The organism is Leptothrix sp. (in: b-proteobacteria), from assembly GCF_965250675.1.
GTDB lineage: Bacteria > Pseudomonadota > Gammaproteobacteria > Burkholderiales > Burkholderiaceae_C > Sphaerotilus.
Window position 1 is genome coordinate 90,451 of sequence record NZ_CBDFPH010000011.1, and the last position, 17,599, is coordinate 108,049.

Genomic DNA, 17,599 nt, shown 5'->3' on the forward strand with positions numbered 1-17,599 from the left:
TGTGCAGCCCTGCTTGCCCTGTGGGCAGAGCGCTTCCTGTCAAACCATCGGGCAATCATTTCCACGGGGCACCATTTTTGAGTCCTCTCAAAAAATGGCGACCTGACCCGTGGTGACAACCACGGGACGCGATGGCAGCAAACAGCTGGTCAACGACCGGGGTTGAGGGTACTCCCATCCATGGGCGGCAGCAAGCAGGGTGCTCACGTCCATGCCCGCGCAGGAACGATACGCAACTTCTTCCAAATTACTCGGCTACTGGTTGTCGGTCGGCCGCAGGTCAGCCCGTCTGAGCGCAGTTCGCGGGTGTTACGGCTGCGCGTATAGCGTCATTTGTGCAATTGCAGCCGCAGGGACGGCGCCGCAAGCAGTTCCACGATGGTTTCGCGGCCTTCGTTCAGCGGAAGTCGTCGGTGAACGCGTACAGCGTTCAGAAATTGCGGTGCCGCGCCAGCGGCAAGCCGTGCCGCTCGACATATGAGTTGGAGCTGTTAATTGCAGCCGCGTTCTCAGCAAGCCAACGAAGTTGGCAGCCCTGCACGGGAGCAGCGGGGTCGGCTGCACGTGCATCGGTGAGCGAACCGGACTCCCTCGCAGCCCCCTTCCCCCGTGCGGGCCTCCCGTGGTCATGTCGACGACACACGACGTCAACGCGAAGAAGTGAGCTCTCCTTCCAGTCGTGTTCGTAGAGCAGCAGTTGCTCGCTGACCTCGAGGCCGTGCTACGGGATGGCGAGACCGTCGCCGATTTCGGGGTAGTGGCCGCCAGCCAGTACGTGCATCGGCGGTAGGTCGATTCCGATTTCTGCGGAAGCGTCAAGGCAACTGGGCAAGAGTGTCAGCAGGCTGCGGCTGCCGTGGCAGCAAGACACTATTCCGGAAGAATCCAACCCGGCCGCATCACCAGCAATCTCGTTCCGTCTGCCGTGAACTGATAGTGAGTGACTCTGCAGCATTCTGGAGCCCGTTCGCCCTTCATCTTTTCAAGTGCCTTCACGAGGCTGGACTTGAAATTCCTCAGGTGCGACTCATAGCCACTCATGTGGTGCAGCCACTCGACTGCAAGCCACTTTGCCGTCGAGTGTCCAGCGTAAAAACTCGCAAGCCAACCGAGTAATCCATCGAAACCGACCGCTTCTTTGTCAACAGCAGTCCACGATTTAGGACCAAAGAGCCCGGCCACCGACGAGGAAACCCTGAAAAGCAGGATGTCGCTGCCTCTGTAAGCACCTGAACTCTTGCCATCCTCAAAACTCACAGTCAAAAGCTTGGGGATTTCAAGATTCCAACTCTCGTAGTGCAATCTGATTTGCGCAAAGCTGAGGCGCAAAAGGCTGGCACGAATGGCGCGGTGCGTATTGAGTCCGTACGCATGGCCCAGTCTTGTTGAAAATTCGTAGAAGCTCGTCGGAACATACTCGGTCGAGTCTTCGCCTGACAACGGAATGTCGCGATAGTAGTCAAGGCAGGTTGAATAAACCAGACGGTCAAACTGACACAGTTTGTAGCCAGACAGCGTCAGCGTCACGGTGTCGTACGAAAAGATGGGCTCATCAACCACCAGAATGCTGGGGTCTGAAGCCATCACCTTGCACGAGTCCGATTGAACGCTGCTGGATACCGAAAACAACGCTGACCTAAGAAATGCATTCGGGAGCGCTTGGGCCATCGCTGACCAGCTTGGCAGGTAGAAGAGTTCTCCGCGGCGAGTGGCCTGCCGTCGCCGAGATTTACGCATCTCCGCAACGGTCGCGTTGTCGGGTAGCACCGCGATGGCCGATTCACTCGCCTGTGCTTTGCGCTCAATGCGAGCAGCAATCTTGGCAAGATTTTCAGCGGCGGTCAGTACGACAGGCTGATGATTCGGTGCTGCGGTAATCGCCGCAGTAGCCGTCGCAGATGCCAACGCGCTGTAGTCCGCCGCCACCTTGGACAGGTAGTGGTTCTCATGCATCGTGGCGCTCCCCGTCGGCAAGAGAGTTCGCCTGACTGGCCAATTGGACGAACTGGGACATGATGCTCCTGAGCATCACGGAGCCCGTGGTACATCGTAACTTGCAAACGCGATAGAACTGCTCGTGCAGGGTGCGCGGTACTCGAACAGCGAGTTGAATCGTGTCCGTGTCATGCCGCGACGACGTGGATTGACGCTGAATGGTTTTGATGTGCATACAACGTATATGCACAGGAATCATGCATGAAGTCATGCATGTCCATCATCGCGCCAAAGCCTCCCAAACCATCGCGTTCACGCCGACATCGTCAAGCAGTTTGGAACTTGACGTGGGCAGCGTTTTTACTTGACATACACATCGCCTCTACTTGACATCGGCATCGCAGCCACTTGACTTGCGCATCGCCGTTACTTGACGCACGCAGCGCAACAGGCGCCGGACTGAGAAAACCACTGCGGAATCACAGTGGGTGTTTTGTGTATATATGACTGCTTAGGTAGGTGTAGTACTGATAGTATCTCTTAGCGCCACACAGCAAGGCTGGACACATTGCCGACAGCACGGGGATGGACGGCGCCCACGCAATCTGATGGGTTATCTCCGTGAGCAAAGTAACTTCACATGCGTCGTCGTCTTTGCCTGGTTGCCCTTTGCGCCATTGATGAGGCGATGCTCCAGAGGCGTCCGCTGTATAGCGTGGGTATCACACCGATTGCGCCTGCGAATATGGATTTGGGCAACCAGGTCGAGCGGCTTATGGGCAAGGCGACGGGCATCGGCTTCGTCGAGAACCTGGGCAGGCGCGCCAGAAGTACGGCGCTGCAGCTCTGCATGCCGCCCGACGGCAAGCCGGGGCTCTCGACGACTGCCACGGTGGCATGGCGCAGTCCTGCATTCAAGGTGCTGGAGGAGTTCTTGCCATTTCAAGCACTTGCCCGGTGCTGTCTCGCTTCCTGAATGGTTGCCTGCAGGGCCTCCAACGCATCGGGCCAAGTGATGCGCTCCTGCTCGAGGCGAAGCTTCACGCCCCAGCGACCTGAGCGCAGGCCGCCGAACACGTCGCGCTCTTCCGCTGTCAACTCCGCGAGCTCAGCGTCGACATGCTGGACTGGCTCTTGAACCGTCAGCTCGGCATACCGCTGAAGGGTGGCCGCATCCATCATCACGGACCGCGCCGATGGGAAGACTCGCCTGGCACGCGCCAGGATGGCGAGTCCGTGGGTGTCGATGTCACCCCAGTAGACCGCAGGACACCCCTTGAGCCAAGGAATCGCATCTAAGGTCGACACCGCACCGCCCAATCGCATGAACGCGACGACACCGTTCATGTCCGGCAGCGCGACGCCGGTCTCCTGGTTCTCGACCATCAGAAGCACCTGCGGCGTGAGCTGGATGGTCGCCAGTTCTTCCACCGGCGCCTCAATGTCCCTCAAACCACCGACCTGCGCCCTGAGAGCAGGACACAAGACCCGCATGCGCACCCGATGGGGTGTGCGAACGAGGCCGCAAGCCGCGTAGAAGTCTGTCCCGTCCTCGCCGCCACGAAGCAGCCCCAGCAGGTCCACGATAAGACCTCGGCGCTTCTCCAGCCACTTGGTGTCCACACCCTCGAGAGGCAGCTGCCGGACGTAGAGACCCGATGCTGGGTGGGTCAGCATCCAGGCCAAGGTGGTCTGGAGTCGAGCGTAGTCCGCATCGGTGTAGTCGGCCAGCACGTCGAAGTACCGCGCCAATCCCTGGCGCTCCAGAAATTGCGGCCACCTCGACACCAGGCTGGCGTAGCGGGAAGCCGCGCGATGCCAGCGCCGCTCCTGTCCGCACCAGGCGGCGACTTCTTCGGGGCCCTGCAGGATGACCATAGCGGGCAGCGTCTGTGACCCGAGGCGCATGTACCTGCGCGACTCCTGGCGCATCTCTCCGGCACCACGCCAGTTCGCCCAGGCATCGACCCAGTGGCGAACCGCTGAGATGTCCGACGTGAAATCAGCCTCGGTGGGGGCGCCGAGGTTGACCTCCAGAGGCCACTCACCGGCACCTTCGAGCCAGGCGCGATGCTGGGTGTTGTACCGCCTAACGAGCCAGTCCTTGACCTTCTCAGGCATTTGCAGCTTCTTCGACATCGTCGGTGCTTGAAGTCAACAGAAGGCGCTTGCCCTCGGTGTCGTAGTCGATGGGGATGGCGCAGGAGGTCTTGCGGTCCTTGATGTGGACAAAGCAGGCGCCGCCGATGAAGGGTTCGAGCGTCATCACGGACTTCAGCGGCGTGGCCACGACCATCTGGAAGCCGAAGGTCTTGAAGATGTTCATCGCCATGGTCGTGAACTCCGCGTCGGCCTTGTCGAAGGCTTCGTCCAGGAAGACCGTCGAGAAGCGCGGCAGCGCACGGTCTTGTCCGCCCAGCTGGTAGCGCAGCGCCGCAGCCAGGCAGGTTGCCGCCAGCTTCTGTCGCTGACCACCGGACTTGCCTGCGCCGCTGCGGTAGACCTCCACCTCCTTGCCGAACTCGTTGAGCTCGCGCGCGATGAATTCCACGTGCTGCCGGACATCGAGGACCAGTGCACGCCAGTTCTTGTCCGCCGTTTCCTGGCTGGCCAACCGCTTGACCAGACGGCTGATGACCTCGAAGCGCTGCTCGGCTTCCTTCGCGTTGGTCGTCAACATGTTGCTGAGGGCGCTCTTGAGGGTCTGCTTGAAGGCCACCACGTCCTCCAGCAGCTTCTCCTGCGTCTCGATGACCAGGTGCGTGCCGGGCCCGAACGGTGCCGTCTCCAGGCTCTCGTTGACGAGCGTCATGCGGTCCCGAATCGCCTTGCGCTCCTGGTCCAGCTGTGTCTGCAACATGGTCAGGTTCTGGGCGCTCTGGTCGCGCAACAGCTCGAGGAAGCGCTGCTCGTATTTCGGCAGGCCATCCGTTTCCAGGCGCGTCAGCTTGGCGAAGAAGTCGGGCGCGCTGGCCATCCTGGGGTCCAGGCCGCCCGAGTCGGCCGGCCACAGGCGCACGAAGTCCGCCAGTCGGCGCTCGATGCTGTTCTCCAGCTGAAGGATGCGCTGGTTGACCTCCCGCTCGTCGGCATTGATGCCGCGAACCACCTGAATGGATGCGTTGTCGAGCGTCTCCCAGGTCATGTCGGGCAGGTAGCGGGCGTACCGCTCGTCGAGGCCACGCCGCTGGAATGGCGTGAGCGCGACCATCAGGAGCTCAGGGCGGAGCCCTTCAAGGCGCCGTTGGAGCTCCTGCAGCTTTCGGCTCTCCGCGGACATCCTCCCCAGGTACTCGCTGTGGGCTCGCCGAGCCTTGTCGTGCACGTTCTCTTGCGCCTTGATGTCGTCGTCGAGCCGAGCCAGGTCGGGGTGCGAGGCTTTCTCGCGTTCGATGCGCGCCGTCAACGTCTCGATTTGCTCGATGGCCGAGTTCACATCGACCTCGTCCCACTCCGTGTTCGCGAGCTGGGCGTAGGCCTTCAGCCGTTCACGTTCGGTGGATTCTTCGGCCTTCGCAGCTTCGAGCGCCTTGCGCAGGTCTTCAATCTGCACAGACAGGCGGTGTGCCTCGTCCTGGAAGTGGGCCAGCTTGGCGGCGTTGTCGAAGCCCAGCACCCAGCGGCTGGGGTCGTCGACCCGGTGGCGGTCGTTCTTCTCGTGCCGGGTGCTGTTGTGCTTGACCTGCCCCTCGCGGGTGATGGCGCGGGTGGCGGCACGGAAGGCGTGGACGGTTTCCGCGCAGTCGTAGTCGAAGTGCGCTTTGAGCTCATCCTTGACCCAGTCTGCCTGCGGCGCGTTGGCGAAGTCGAGCTTGAGAATCAGGGAGTTCTGGCCGGGGCCGCGCGGCACAGAGGTCGGTGGCGTGGTCCGGAAATAGACGACGCGCTCACCGACGTTCGTCTCGTTGAGATAGGCCGCGACCTGGGCGTAGTGGCGGTCCTCGACCAGCAGCGATTGCGCGAAGCCGTTGAGCACCCGCTCGATGGCACCCCGCCATGGCGCTTCGTCCTTTCGAACCTCGATGAGTTCGCCGGCGAACGGCAAACGCTCTTCAGCGATGCCCAGCACATGGGCCATGCGTTCGCGCACCGCCAGCATCCTGGCGGGGATGTTCGAGCGCTGCCGTTGGAGGGCCTTGACCTCGGTGACGACCTTCTGGAACTTGTCTGCGGCCTCGTCGGACTGTTTGCGCAGCTTGTAGGTCTTGTCCGTCTGCTCCTCGCGTTTGGCATCGGCTTCGAGCAGGGCCGTCTTGGCCGCGTCCTTGCGCTGGGTGAACCACACCGCGCTGTCCGGTGGCGCCCAGCCCAGGGTGTCGCACGCGGCTCGGACGGTCTCGCGCTTGGCAAACCGCTTGAGCCGCGTCGTCTCGGCGGATTCCAGCTGGACGGACAGGTCCTCCAGCAGACTGCCGCCCATGCCGCTGCGCTGGTCTTGCAGGGAGCGCAGCGTCGCAAACGCGTTCTTTTCGACCCCTTCCAGGCGGGCCGCTTCGTGTGCCATGCCGGCCAGGTCGGTCTGCTGTTCCGCAACGGCTTCATCGAGCAGACGCTTGCGCGTCTGCTCCTTGTACTTGTCCACGCCGGTCGACAGCTCGTCGAGTTCGTTCTTGGCGAGACGCGCTTTCTCCAGCTCCTGTGCCTCCTCCTGGGCAGGCTTGAGCGTCTCGATTTGCAGTCGCGCCGAGACCACCGCGCGGTGGGCCTCGTTGAGCTCGGCGAACTGGTCGACGAGCTTCTCGGCCAGCTTGAAGGTTTCCGGCGGCTCCAGCATGAAGTCGCGCATGAACTCGTTCAGGTCACCCAGGTTCTTGGCGGCCTGCGTCTTGTGCAGCAGGCGCAGGGCGCGTTCACTCTCGATGCCCAGCAGCCGACGGAAGCGCTCCTGGTAAGCGCTGAACTCGTCCCGGACGAAGGCATCGGGCATGTCGAATTTGAAGCGCCGAACGTCAAAGTCGTGTTCCGGGAAGAACTGCAGTTCCTGCAGGTCCAAATCCCGTTCGAGCACGAGGTAGAGCCGCTTCACGTCGGAGGGGCTGGTCGACTTGCCACGCACCCAGAGCACCTGGGCCAGCACGACGATGCGCCCGTTGCCGTCGCGGTAGGTCTCCGCGACGGCCGTCCAGGTGGTGTCGGCACGCAGGAACTGGGAGGCGTATTCGCCCGAGTCGGTGGTCTGCTGGGCCCAGGCGCCTCGCACATAGGTCAGCAGGTTGCGGTCCTTCGAGCGCTTCTCGGCCTCTCGCGCAGCCACGTTGAAGTCGACCCACTTCGGCGGGGTGGTCAGCGACGCATGGGCGTCGAGGATGGTCGACTTGCCGGAACCGGAGGGCCCGACGAACAGGTAGCCCTGCTCGGCGATGTTCAAGCGCAGCAGGCCCTCGAAGGTGCCCCAGTTGAAGAGCTGAATCTGCCGGAGCTTCATCTGGTCGCGCTCGCCCGCGTCGACAGGCAGCTCGTCCATCGGGAAGAGGTTTGGGGTGGTCATGACCGCGCTCACTCGAGTGCCTCCTCGCCGCTGTCGTCGACCTCGGCTTCAGACGGGGTGGTGCGTCCTCCCTGGCCGCTGCTCGTGCCGGCGGTGTCGGGCGTCTCATCGGATGGCTGTGACCCTGCGCGGGCGATGGTCGCGTAGGACTGCGCCAGGGCCTGTATCTCTTCGGCCGGGAACAGCAGCTTGAGCGTCGGCGAAACCTCGAAGCGCTCATCGCTACCGCGGAGCTTGTGCAGCAGGCTCAGCTTCTTGGCCTTCTCGACGGCGTTTTCCATCTGCCGCTCGAAGCGGGCGTGGTCCACGTTCTTGTCCTGCTCGAAGACGCGCAGGTGCTCGACCACCTCGGTCTTGGAGACCACCGCACGCTCGCCCTGGGCGTCCGCGTGGGTCAGGCGTTGGCGCAGGAACAGGACGAGCGCCGACTCCAGAAAGGTGAGCGAAGCTCGCCGCAGCAGAACGGGGGCGTCGATGTTGTCTGCGACCACCTGGCGGGTGAAGGCGACCTTCTGCTCGCGGTCCACGACCAGGTCGAGAAAGAGGTCGTGCAGTCGGGAGCGCAGGATGGTTTCGTCACGCAACAGCACGAGCCAGAGCTTGGGCTGGCGGTGTCCATCGACCGAAGGGCCCAGCAGCAACTGCACGAGCGCGCGGCGCGTATCGAGCACCAACTGACCGGTATCCCCTGCGAAGGTTGCGCCCGCATCGCTCGGAGGGGCGGCGTCTGCTGGGTCGGCGCGGTCCTCGTCCACGGGTTCACTGGGATAGTTCACTCACCCTCTCCCTCAGGAAATAGATGGCAGGGACGTGGGCACTGCGGCGCTGACCGTCCTTGCCTTGCCAGCTGACCTGTTGCATGACCTCAGTCACTTCCCCATGCTTGGCACCGAGCGCCACGTAGCCCACCACCGAGCCGAAGCCCTGTTCGGCCGGGAAGCGCGCGAGCACGTCGGCGATGGACGCCTGGGACGTTTCGAGCAGCGCGGCCCTGATGTTCCCGCGCAGCGTGCGGAAGTCGATTTCCGAGTGCCGCACCAGCTCTTCGACGTCTTCGATGCGCCAGTGCGATGGCGCAGCATCGTCCATGCTGGCATCCGGCACCCGCAGGTTTGGGTCGTACAGGCCCCACTGCGCGACCGAGCGGATGCGGCTGCTGGTCAACGACAGGTCGAAGTCCATCGACTCATTGGCACGGACGTGGTCCTTCGCGGCCAGGGCGGCCAACTGGGCTTGTTTCAACAGCGCATGCAGACGGCGTTGTTCCTGGAACTCCCGGCTCTGCACGAAGCTCTTGAGGCTGCGTGCGAACTGCTGCAGCACTTCGTGCACCTCGCCGCCTTCGGCCATCAGCGTCGCGGTCAAGGACTGCAGGAAGCGGCGCTCCCGTGCATCCAGGCGCCGTGCGAATCCGCGGCTGGTGACCGCGTCCAGGGCCTCGGTCAGCGCGAAGGACTGCTCGCCATCTGTCAGCAGGCGCCAGAACGCCGTGAAGGTGCGCCCCGGGTCGCTTTCTGCAATCAGGTCCACGCCGGCGAACAGGTGCTCCAGCACGTCGCCTCGGCTGCCGTCGTTTTCCATCAGACTTTGGCGCAGCTCGCGATTGAGCCGGTCGAAGGCGTCGCGCACATTCCGAAAGTCGGCCGCCAGGTCCTGGGCGAGCACGATGACCTCTCGTGCGCGCTCGACCGCCCGTTCCTCCGGCAGGGTCCTCACGCCTCCGCCTTGAACCGCGGCAATCTCCTGGTCGATGCGCTCGCGCTCGGCCATCAGCGCGGCGAGGCGAGTCTGGGGGTTCGCATCGGTCTCCTCCGCCAGGCGAATCACCTGCTGCATGACGTTGGCCAAGCGGCTCTCGGTTGCCGCCGTGCGTGGGCGTTGGATGCTGTTGATGAGGCGCAAGGCGGTGGCCGCCTCGGCGGTGAGCTCGTAGACCTCTTCGGACGCACCCGCTGGAAACCTCCGGGTGAGCCAGCCTTGGGCGAGCCAGTCAGCGGTGTAGGCCTGCGCCGCCTGAGGGAGCACGTGCCCCTGCCCGCGCAAGGCGTCGATGTCCCGGGTGAGCCGCTCAAACAGGACCGACCCAGGCAGCACCTTGTCCTCTTCCATGAAGAGGGAGTTCAGCATGGCCAGCACGACCGGACCCAGGTCGGCGGCCAGCAGCTTCCACACGCGCCCCTCACGCAGCGCTTGGTAGGCCTCTGAGGTGCGCAGCACCTTCACAGCGCTCACCCTCGGAGGCCGTGAACACGGCGCCCATGTTGGCCGCGCGGAATCGGAATCGAGCGTCCTTCCAACGTCATCTCCCTGGTCAGCTCTGAGTTCGCTTGTTCTTGCTCCTATTATGAGCATAGTTTTTATATGCGTCTACTCTATAGACGTGTGCAACAATCAAACCCATGCAAACACCGCCCGCCGCACCGCCAGCGAAGCAGGTGCCCAACCCAGAGCCTCGAGTCGTGTCGCGCTGGGGGCAGGACCGGCGTCTAGAGTTCATCGACTTTCGCCTGCGGTGGGATGGCCGCCTCAACAGGTCGGACCTCATCGGATTCTTCGGCATCTCGGTGCCGCAGGCGTCGCTGGACATCGCGAGGTACACCGAACTTGCGCCGGCCAACCTGGTGTACGACCGCAGTGCTCGGGTCTACGTCAGTGGCAGCCAGTTCGTACCGCTGTATCCGAGCACCAGCAGTTCGCACTATCTCAGCGAACTGCTGGCTGTCGAGGCCGAGCTGCTCACGACAGAGGCAACTTTCCTCGGCTGGCGGCCGCCCGTGGGGTTCGTGTCCAGCCCTAGTCGAGCCGTCCTTGCGGACACACTGGTGCCCCTGCTGCGCGCCATCCGCGAGGGGCGTGGCATCCGAGCGAGATACCAGTCCATGTCGCGCCCGGAGCCCCAGGAACGCAGGCTGACGCCGCACGCGTTGGCGCACGACGGTTTTCGGTGGCATGTGCGCGCCTACTGCGAGTCCCGAGCCGAGTTCCGGGACTTCGTCATCGCTCGGATGAGCGATATTCAATTGGACGAGCCCTCTGGGCCTGGTTCGGCTGGCGACGCCGCCTGGAACACGATGACCGAGCTGGTCCTGGTCCCGAACCCCAAGCTGGAGCTACCGCACCGTCGCGCGCTCGAGGTCGACTACGGGATGGTGGACGGCGAAGCGCGGATGCAGTGCCGCGAGGCGCTGGTGTTCTACGTGCTCCGGCATCTTGGGCTTCACGTCGACCTGTCAGAGCACCCCGAGAGTCAACAGGTGGTTCTCAAGGACAAGTCGCAAGTGGTCAAGTACTTAGCCCCTTCGTTACTTCCATAGCGCCCGGGCACGAAACGACATGCCTCGTTGACCTTCGCTGCCCGTCTCGAAAACCAGCGTTTGAGAGACGCTCAACGCCGTACCCCTCAACCTGCCCTGAAGCCGGGTCGTTGTGCCTCAAATGCCTGTCTTGTTTTCTATGTCTCATCTGCGGGGAGCGGCACGGCGATGGAGACAGTCCCGTTGACTTAGCGTAGCGCTTGCATTACGGTTGCTGAATTCGTAATACTTGCGGACAAGAAAGACCATGGCTGACCCCACAACGCTGACAAGCAAAGGCCAAGTCACCGTGCCTCGTGAAATCCGCGACCGCCTTGGCCTGAAAGCAGGCGACAAGCTGACGTTCACGCTGCTGAGCGATGGCACCGTCATCATGCGGGCCAAGACCAAACGGCTGGCGGACTTGGCGGGCTTGCTCACACGGCCCGGCCAGCCACAGGTCTCGGTTGAGGACATGAACCCGTTCCGATGAGCATCGCCATCGACACCAACGTCCTGGTTCGACTGCTCGTCCAGGACGACGAAGCGCAGTTCGCCGCAGCCCGCCGTCTGGTCGATGAAGCCGCGGAGGCCGAAGAGCCTGTCCTCATCATGCTCTGTGTGCTGCTGGAGACCGAGTGGGCACTCCGCAGCCGCTACAAGCTCGACAAAGCGGTCATCGCGGGCGCCTTCGCGCAACTGCTCGAAAGCGGCGATGTCGAGTTCGAACACGAGCCTACAGTCGAGGAAGCGCTGCACCTCTGGAGCCAGCAGTCGCGAGCGGACTTCGCCGATTGCCTGCTCAGCGCGCGAGCGGTTCACCTGGGCCGGTCAAGGTTTCTGACGTTTGACGTTGGAGCATCGAAGCTGCCGCGGGCTGAACTGCTGCTCGACAGAACAGCCCAGACCTAGTTACCTGAACCGCGCCTGATTGGGCGCATAGACCGAGCGGTAGCGACAGCTGGCACAGCACGCCAACTCGAGTGCCAGCTTCGACGCATTGACCTCGCATGGCATAAGTTCGATGTTGGCCAACCTTGCCTAGTAGCCTTTGTAGGACACTTCGTATCAAAACAAAAAACGAAGTGTCAAAACGGGAGGAACAGAATTGGAAATCGTTTCCGTCGAGCAGAAGCTCAAAGAAGTGGGGCTTGAACATCCGCGGCTGAATGCGCTACAGGCGGACGAAACGCTTTACACGGTGCTCGCCCATCAGCCTGCGGGCCGCATCCGCATCGCTACGGACTCGATTGGTCATGCGGACTCAACCGATGCAAAGCAGCGCACAGATTCGCTATTCCGTCTTGTAACGGGCCTAGAGAACCAGCCGGACTTGCTCGTCAGTCCAGAGTACAGCGTTCCTTGGGATGCACTGGTGGAAGCCATTCAGCAGGGTCACACGCCGGCTTCGGGCAAGCTATGGGTACTGGGTTGCGAAAGCCTCCCGCTGAACGGTCTCGACCAAGTTCGGGGCCGGCTTGGCGAACGAGCGATTGTTATTGATGACGATAGTTCTCCGGTGGCACGAACCACCCAACGGTATCGGAATCCGCTGGCCTACGTATTTAGAACGATGGTCGCCGGAGGCCAAGCCGACAGGATTGTGCTTTTGGTTCAGTACAAAACAGTCGCATCCGGCGACCCAGGAAATACTGAGGCGGCTGGAATGCTCCCTGGTAAGTGCGTGTACTCATTTGGAAATCCCCCTAGTGAAGTTCGGCTCATAACCCTTATCTGTTCTGACGTCTTTGGCTTTGATAAGACGATACTAGAGCAGTATTACGACGGTTTGCTCTTAATTCACATCCAGCTCAACAACAGCCCTCGCCATCTCTTATACAAGAAGTATCGACAGGAACTCTTTGCCTCGGCCGGGCGGACGGAGTTATTATGCTTGAACTGGGCAGAAAATATAGTCTCGGTTGACGAAGGCGGTGGCAACGCTCATCCTTGGAAGAACATCTGCGGGTCGGCTTGGTATCTAATTTCCCCGGAAATGGACATCTCTGATGCCGGAATCCACGAAAATCACAAGAACGGCGTTTACTACACACGCCATGAGCCGGTGCGCGCCCATGCTCTGCAGTTCCACTACCATCCACGCATCTTTTTTCTCCAGGCAACCAAAGTCTTCCACCACGCAATTCCAAAGCCGCGCTCGACACGCTCTGGGCCCAAGGCGCTGAAGACATTTATCTGGGCACATGACCAAATTAATTGGGTCGAGCCACGGACCCCTGGCGAGCAGCCAGACGATGGGTTCTTAGAACAGTTGCATAGGGTCGGCGCTGGCGTGGAGCTCGACGATGTTCAACTCCTGTATCAAACGGGCCCAGTTGCGGTGGAACGGGCTATGGCCATAACCGCTGGGCAGTTTGGAATTCGGACAGATTGGCATATGCCGTCTCGCATCGATTCAATGCAACTATGCGAACAAGAAATCGTGCGGCGAATTACGGTAGCCCAAGACCCTGCACCTGAAGCAACCCAATTTCGGTCAACGAGGTTCGCTTCGATGCGAGCAGTCGCCGAGTTGCGCCTTGGTGGCTACGCTTGGCCGTCTACGGTAGAGGCGCTCCGTCAAGGTTTCAAATTCAACTGGTCGCCGAAATATCCAAACAGAAACGTGGTTTCCGCCGACGGCACTCTGGCGACAGTCGTTCATGCTGGTTTGCTTGGTGACCCTCAGGTACTGGATGTACTCGACCAGCAGGTTCGCAAGGCATTGGCTGGACCGCCACCGGAATCTGAACGCGAGCTTTCAATCGACCAAGAAAGGCACTTCTTTCGCCAGCACTACGCAACGCGTGCTGAGCGCTTTTGCATCGTCTACTCCACAGCGACAGGTGCCAAGAACTTTGACAGCGGTCGTGGCACTTCCTTCACCAGGCCGGAGGGACAGTCACAGGTGGACATTGGCGTGCCTTCCTTTAAACTATTCTCGGGTAATACCCAGGGGCCTCAGCAATGAATATTCAGTCCGTGCGCGAGAAGCTTGGACGGAAATTCGCTAGCGTCTCCGAAGTTTCTGCAGGAGTCCTTAAGGGAATTCGGCGTAATGGTGAGCGCGATGTTGCAGCCTACGTCTTCGACCTGAACAATCGCCTGCCTGAAACCGTTGGAGAATTGAGCAACTACCTTGATGAAGTGATGGGGCCAGCCTACTTCGACAAGGACGCATCACCTGACCTACGATGGAACAATTACCTTTATTTCGTTGTCGACAAAGGAGTTTCTGGCAACCAGAGCTTTCAGGCGGCAAGGCGAAATTTAGAGGCGGACAGGAACTATGCCCGCAAGTTCGTAGTCGCAGAGGACGAATTCGACCGCGTATTGGATGAACTTGACTCCGTTGCGGCTGTCGACAAGGGGATTGCCGCTGCGGATGTCGTTCAAGCTTGGTCGGATGGGCTTAGAGCGTGTTATGAACTTGCCGCAAGCCGTCCGGCGCTGAAGATAAGCTGACCCCGTGACCCGAAAACCCTACCCGAGCGACATCAGCGAAGAGGAATGGCATTTCGTGGCGCCGTACCTGACGCTGATGGATGTCAATGCCCCGCAGCGCCGGCACGACCTGCGCGAGGTGTTCAACGCGCTGCGCTGGCTGGCGCGCGCGGGAGCCCCTTGGCGACTGCTGCCGCACGACTTGCCGCCTTGGCAGATGGTCTACCAGCAGTTCCGAGCGCTGGGACGAGTCGGGGCTGCTTCGAGGCGATGGTCGCTGACATGCGCTCGGTCATCCGGGTCAGCGAAGGCCGTCAGGGCCAACCCAGCGCGGTGATTTTGGACGGGCGCACGCTGCAAAGCAGTTGCGAGAGCGGGGTGCGAGCCGGCTACGACGGCTACAAACCGCCGGCGCGGCAGCAAGGTGCACATGGCCGTCGACACGCTGGGGCAGTTGATTGCGATGACGGTTACACCGGCCGACGAGCAGGAGCGCGCCCAGGTCAAGGCGCTGTGCGAGGCGGTGCAAGTGGCCACCGGCGAGACGGTCAAGCTGGCGTGGGCGGACCAGGGCTACACGGGCGAACAGGCCCGGCAAGACGCCCAGGCAAGCGGTATCGACCTGCAAATCGTCAAACTTCCCGAGGCAAGGAAGGGATTTGTTTTGCTGCCCCGGCGCTGGGTGGTCGAGCGCAGTTTCGGGTGGCTGTCGCGGTTTCGACGGCTCAGCCGCGATTTCGAGCGCTTGCCTCAGGTGCTGGCCAGTTTGCATTTTGTGGTCTTCGCCATCCTCATGCTTCCCAAGGCCGCAGCGGTGCTGGCTTCGGGTGGAAGTTCATAACACGCTCTAGCGCTATCGGATTGGAAGATGTGCTGGATGGAGAGCGGCCGATTACCGATGTTGTCAGTGAGCATATCCTCCGGAACAGCAAAGCAGTCTGTTCGGACCAAGAAGACGACCGGTGCCGAGGCAAGTCAATTGCTTGCCGATTCACACATTGCAAGCGTCAATCTCAGTCGATTCCGTCCCTATCCGAAGCAAAAGTCATTCGAGGGATTCGGCAGGGCCAATCTAATCTTCGGTTCGAACGGGGCAGGGAAAACTTCGCTTCTCGAAGGGTTGGAGTTTCTCTACTGCGGTGCCAACAGGCGTTCCGGTGCTTCCATAAGCGCCGCTGTGGAAGGTTTGTTGGTGTCTGGGCACCCCGCCAAGACATCCGCTCAGCAACCCCTTACTGACTTCAAGACGCGTCAGCGGATGTGGTACGGCGGTGATGACAATAGCCGCCAAAACAAGCTGCCAAACCAGTTCGCACGCTTCAATTTTCTCAACACTGATGCAGCAGCAGAACTTTCGCTGGTTAAGAACGACACTGCTGAGGGCAATGCCGAGAGCCTCGCCGCCTTGCTGAGCGGACATGAGGCCACTCTGATGTGGCGCCGTATTCAGGATGTCCGAAAGGCTGTTTCAGAGGAAATCCGCTCTAAACGCTCAGAGCGCGCAGTAGCTGAATCGGAACACAAGGCTAAAGAGCACGAGCGGTCGGAGCTTGAGGCAGCGCCGGGGCAGTCGGATGCAGCTTTCTCAGTGTTCACCAAAGACCTCGAGCGCATAGGCTGGCGAGAATGCCCAAGTAGCAAAGAGGCAGTAACGGAGCAACTTGCTGGAAATCTGTCAGAACTGACGTCTCAGCTGAGGGTAGTTCAGAAAGTTGACTGGCTCTCGGGGCCGGTGACCGCCAATGTCATCGCGCTACAAGCGGCGGCATTGCAAAGGGCTTGCGAGGGCGTAAATAGCAAACTCCCTGCAGCAAGGGATGATGAGCGATTTCGCAGTGTCCTTGTGCAGCGACAGAGTTTGGCCCAATCTAGGCTGACTGCCTTGGCTGCCATTTCTCCTTCTGCGCTGTCTGAGCTGAACATATTTTCATCAGCATTAAAACAGGCCAACGACGAACTGGCACTTAGTGCCCCTGTATTCGCTGCATTGCCGTCAGATACCCCGTCTGACGGCTGGGATTCCTCATTGGGAATCAAGTCGATTGTGGCCGCGAAAGAAGAATCAACTGCTATTCTTCGCGACATAGCGAGCCAAATCAAAGAGTGTGAGCAACGCCATGCAGCCATGGCGAGCAATCGGTCCCAATTGCAGCGAGCAATGGCGGAGCTTCAGGGTTGGGCGCAGAAAGTCGTTGAGCATCGGCACTCAGATACCAATTGCCCAGTTTGCGGAACCGAGTTTGTTCCGGGTGAACTCCTTCAACGCTTGCGTGCGCTTTCGCTAACGCCGTCGGACAACGAAATTTCCGAGCTTCGATTGCGTATTGAACGCCTCGCTTCCGACAGAAATCGAATTGGCGGTGAATTGTCTTGGCTTGAGCAACTCGACAAATTTTCTCGGACCCTTCCTAAAACCACGTCATTGGTCACGGTCCAAGATGCTCAACGGGCTGCTTCTGACAGTGTTGAGCGGCAGCACAGATTGCTTCGGGCAAGACAGACAGCTGAGCAAGGGCTCAGCGGCTACGCGCGCGCTGGATTGTCATTGGACGCTATCGAACGACTCTGCCGGCCTGTTGATGGGGATGACCAGCCGAGACTTGTATCGCTAGAGCGTGTTATGAACTTCCACCCGAAGCCAGCACCGCTGCGGCCTTGGGAAGCATGAGGATGGCGAAGACCACAAAATGCAAACTGGCCAGCACCTGAGGCAAGCGCTCGAAATCGCGGCTGAGCCGTCGAAACCGCGACAGCCACCCGAAACTGCGCTCGACCACCCAGCGCCGGGGCAGCAAAACAAATCCCTTCCTTGCCTCGGGAAGTTTGACGATTTGCAGGTCGATACCGCTTGCCTGGGCGTCTTGCCGGGCCTGTTCGCCCGTGTAGCCCTGGTCCGCCCACGCCAGCTTGACCGTCTCGCCGGTGGCCACTTGCACCGCCTCGCACAGCGCCTTGACCTGGGCGCGCTCCTGCTCGTCGGCCGGTGTAACCGTCATCGCAATCAACTGCCCCAGCGTGTCGACGGCCATGTGCACCTTGCTGCCGCGCCGGCGTTTGTAGCCGTCGTAGCCGGCTCGCACCCCGCTCTCGCAACTGCTTTGCAGCGTGCGCCCGTCCAAAATCACCGCGCTGGGTTGGCCCTGACGGCCTTCGCTGACCCGGATGACCGAGCGCATGTCAGCGACCATCGCCTCGAAGCAGCCCGACTCGTCCCAGCGCCGGAACTGCTGGTAGACCATCTGCCAAGGCGGCAAGTCGTGCGGCAGCAGTCGCCAAGGGGCTCCCGCGCGCGCCAGCCAGCGCAGCGCGTTGAACACCTCGCGCAGGTCGTGCCGGCGCTGCGGGGCATTGACATCCATCAGCGTCAGGTACGGCGCCACGAAATGCCATTCCTCTTCGCTGATGTCGCTCGGGTAGGGTTTTCGGGTCACGGGGTCAG

Annotated in this window: 14 protein-coding genes and 1 pseudogene; 8 read left to right on the forward strand and 7 right to left on the reverse strand. The window is 61.2% G+C overall.

Annotation, left to right across the window (positions count from 1 at the left end):
* Positions 1-430: 430 nt before the first annotated feature.
* A complete protein-coding gene (locus AC5IG3_RS14830) occupies positions 431-643 on the reverse strand; it encodes a type II toxin-antitoxin system CcdA family antitoxin (protein ID WP_491907071.1) in 213 nt (70 codons plus the stop codon).
* A gap of 227 nt (positions 644-870) precedes the next feature.
* A complete protein-coding gene (locus AC5IG3_RS14835) occupies positions 871-1,953 on the reverse strand; it encodes a replication initiation protein (protein WP_491907072.1) in 1,083 nt (360 codons plus the stop codon).
* A gap of 622 nt (positions 1,954-2,575) precedes the next feature.
* Between AC5IG3_RS14835 and AC5IG3_RS14840 the strand changes: the two genes are divergently transcribed.
* Positions 2,576-2,911, forward strand: coding sequence for a hypothetical protein (locus tag AC5IG3_RS14840; protein ID WP_491907073.1), 336 nt, complete (start codon positions 2,576-2,578; stop codon positions 2,909-2,911).
* Here the strand turns inward: AC5IG3_RS14840 and AC5IG3_RS14845 are convergent.
* The 4 genes from AC5IG3_RS14845 to AC5IG3_RS14860 are packed head-to-tail and all read right to left on the reverse strand — an operon-like array spanning position 2,878 to position 9,646.
* Positions 2,878-4,074, reverse strand: coding sequence for a DUF3322 domain-containing protein (locus tag AC5IG3_RS14845; protein ID WP_491907074.1), 1,197 nt, complete (start codon positions 4,072-4,074; stop codon positions 2,878-2,880). The two genes, AC5IG3_RS14840 and AC5IG3_RS14845, sit on opposite strands and share 34 nt — an antisense overlap.
* Entirely contained in the window at positions 4,049-7,435 is a 3,387-nt protein-coding gene (locus AC5IG3_RS14850) for an ATP-binding protein (RefSeq protein WP_491907075.1), read from the reverse strand. The genes AC5IG3_RS14845 and AC5IG3_RS14850 overlap by 26 nt, the downstream gene beginning before the upstream one ends.
* On the reverse strand, positions 7,432-8,199 hold the full coding sequence (locus AC5IG3_RS14855; RefSeq protein ID WP_491907076.1) for a DUF4194 domain-containing protein: 768 nt from the start codon (positions 8,197-8,199) through the stop codon (positions 7,432-7,434). Before AC5IG3_RS14855 ends, AC5IG3_RS14850 begins: the two co-directional genes overlap by 4 nt.
* On the reverse strand, positions 8,183-9,646 hold the full coding sequence (locus AC5IG3_RS14860; protein ID WP_491907077.1) for a DUF3375 domain-containing protein: 1,464 nt from the start codon (positions 9,644-9,646) through the stop codon (positions 8,183-8,185). Before AC5IG3_RS14860 ends, AC5IG3_RS14855 begins: the two co-directional genes overlap by 17 nt.
* A gap of 176 nt (positions 9,647-9,822) precedes the next feature.
* Here AC5IG3_RS14860 and AC5IG3_RS14865 point away from each other — a divergent pair, with 176 nt between their 5' ends.
* From AC5IG3_RS14865 to AC5IG3_RS14895, 7 genes and pseudogenes are all read left to right on the forward strand, one after another.
* The gene (locus tag AC5IG3_RS14865; protein ID WP_491907078.1) at positions 9,823-10,737 is read left to right on the forward strand and encodes a helix-turn-helix transcriptional regulator; all 915 of its coding nucleotides are present in this window, start codon (positions 9,823-9,825) and stop codon (positions 10,735-10,737) included.
* Positions 10,738-10,984: 247 nt separating this feature from the next.
* Positions 10,985-11,209 (forward strand): AbrB/MazE/SpoVT family DNA-binding domain-containing protein, encoded by a 225-nt coding sequence (locus AC5IG3_RS14870; RefSeq protein ID WP_491907079.1) that lies wholly within the window; start codon positions 10,985-10,987, stop codon positions 11,207-11,209.
* The gene (locus tag AC5IG3_RS14875) at positions 11,206-11,628 is read left to right on the forward strand and encodes a type II toxin-antitoxin system VapC family toxin (RefSeq protein WP_491907080.1); all 423 of its coding nucleotides are present in this window, start codon (positions 11,206-11,208) and stop codon (positions 11,626-11,628) included. The genes AC5IG3_RS14870 and AC5IG3_RS14875 overlap by 4 nt, the downstream gene beginning before the upstream one ends.
* A 196-nt stretch (positions 11,629-11,824) precedes the next feature.
* A complete protein-coding gene (locus AC5IG3_RS14880) occupies positions 11,825-13,687 on the forward strand; it encodes a hypothetical protein (RefSeq protein WP_491907081.1) in 1,863 nt (620 codons plus the stop codon).
* A complete protein-coding gene (locus AC5IG3_RS14885; RefSeq protein ID WP_491907082.1) occupies positions 13,684-14,181 on the forward strand; it encodes a hypothetical protein in 498 nt (165 codons plus the stop codon). Before AC5IG3_RS14880 ends, AC5IG3_RS14885 begins: the two co-directional genes overlap by 4 nt.
* A gap of 4 nt (positions 14,182-14,185) precedes the next feature.
* Positions 14,186-15,001 (forward strand): annotated as a pseudogene (locus AC5IG3_RS14890) (IS5 family transposase).
* 66 nt (positions 15,002-15,067) lie between these two features.
* Positions 15,068-16,828 carry a hypothetical protein gene (locus AC5IG3_RS14895; RefSeq protein ID WP_491907083.1) on the forward strand — a complete coding sequence of 587 codons (1,761 nt, stop codon included), beginning with the start codon at positions 15,068-15,070 and terminating at the stop codon, positions 16,826-16,828.
* Here AC5IG3_RS14895 and AC5IG3_RS14900 read toward each other — a convergent pair.
* Complete coding sequence (locus tag AC5IG3_RS14900) at positions 16,779-17,591, reverse strand: IS5 family transposase (RefSeq protein ID WP_491904994.1); 813 nt, start codon at positions 17,589-17,591, stop codon at positions 16,779-16,781. The genes AC5IG3_RS14895 and AC5IG3_RS14900 overlap by 50 nt on opposite strands.
* Between the last annotated feature and the right edge of the window lie 8 nt (positions 17,592-17,599).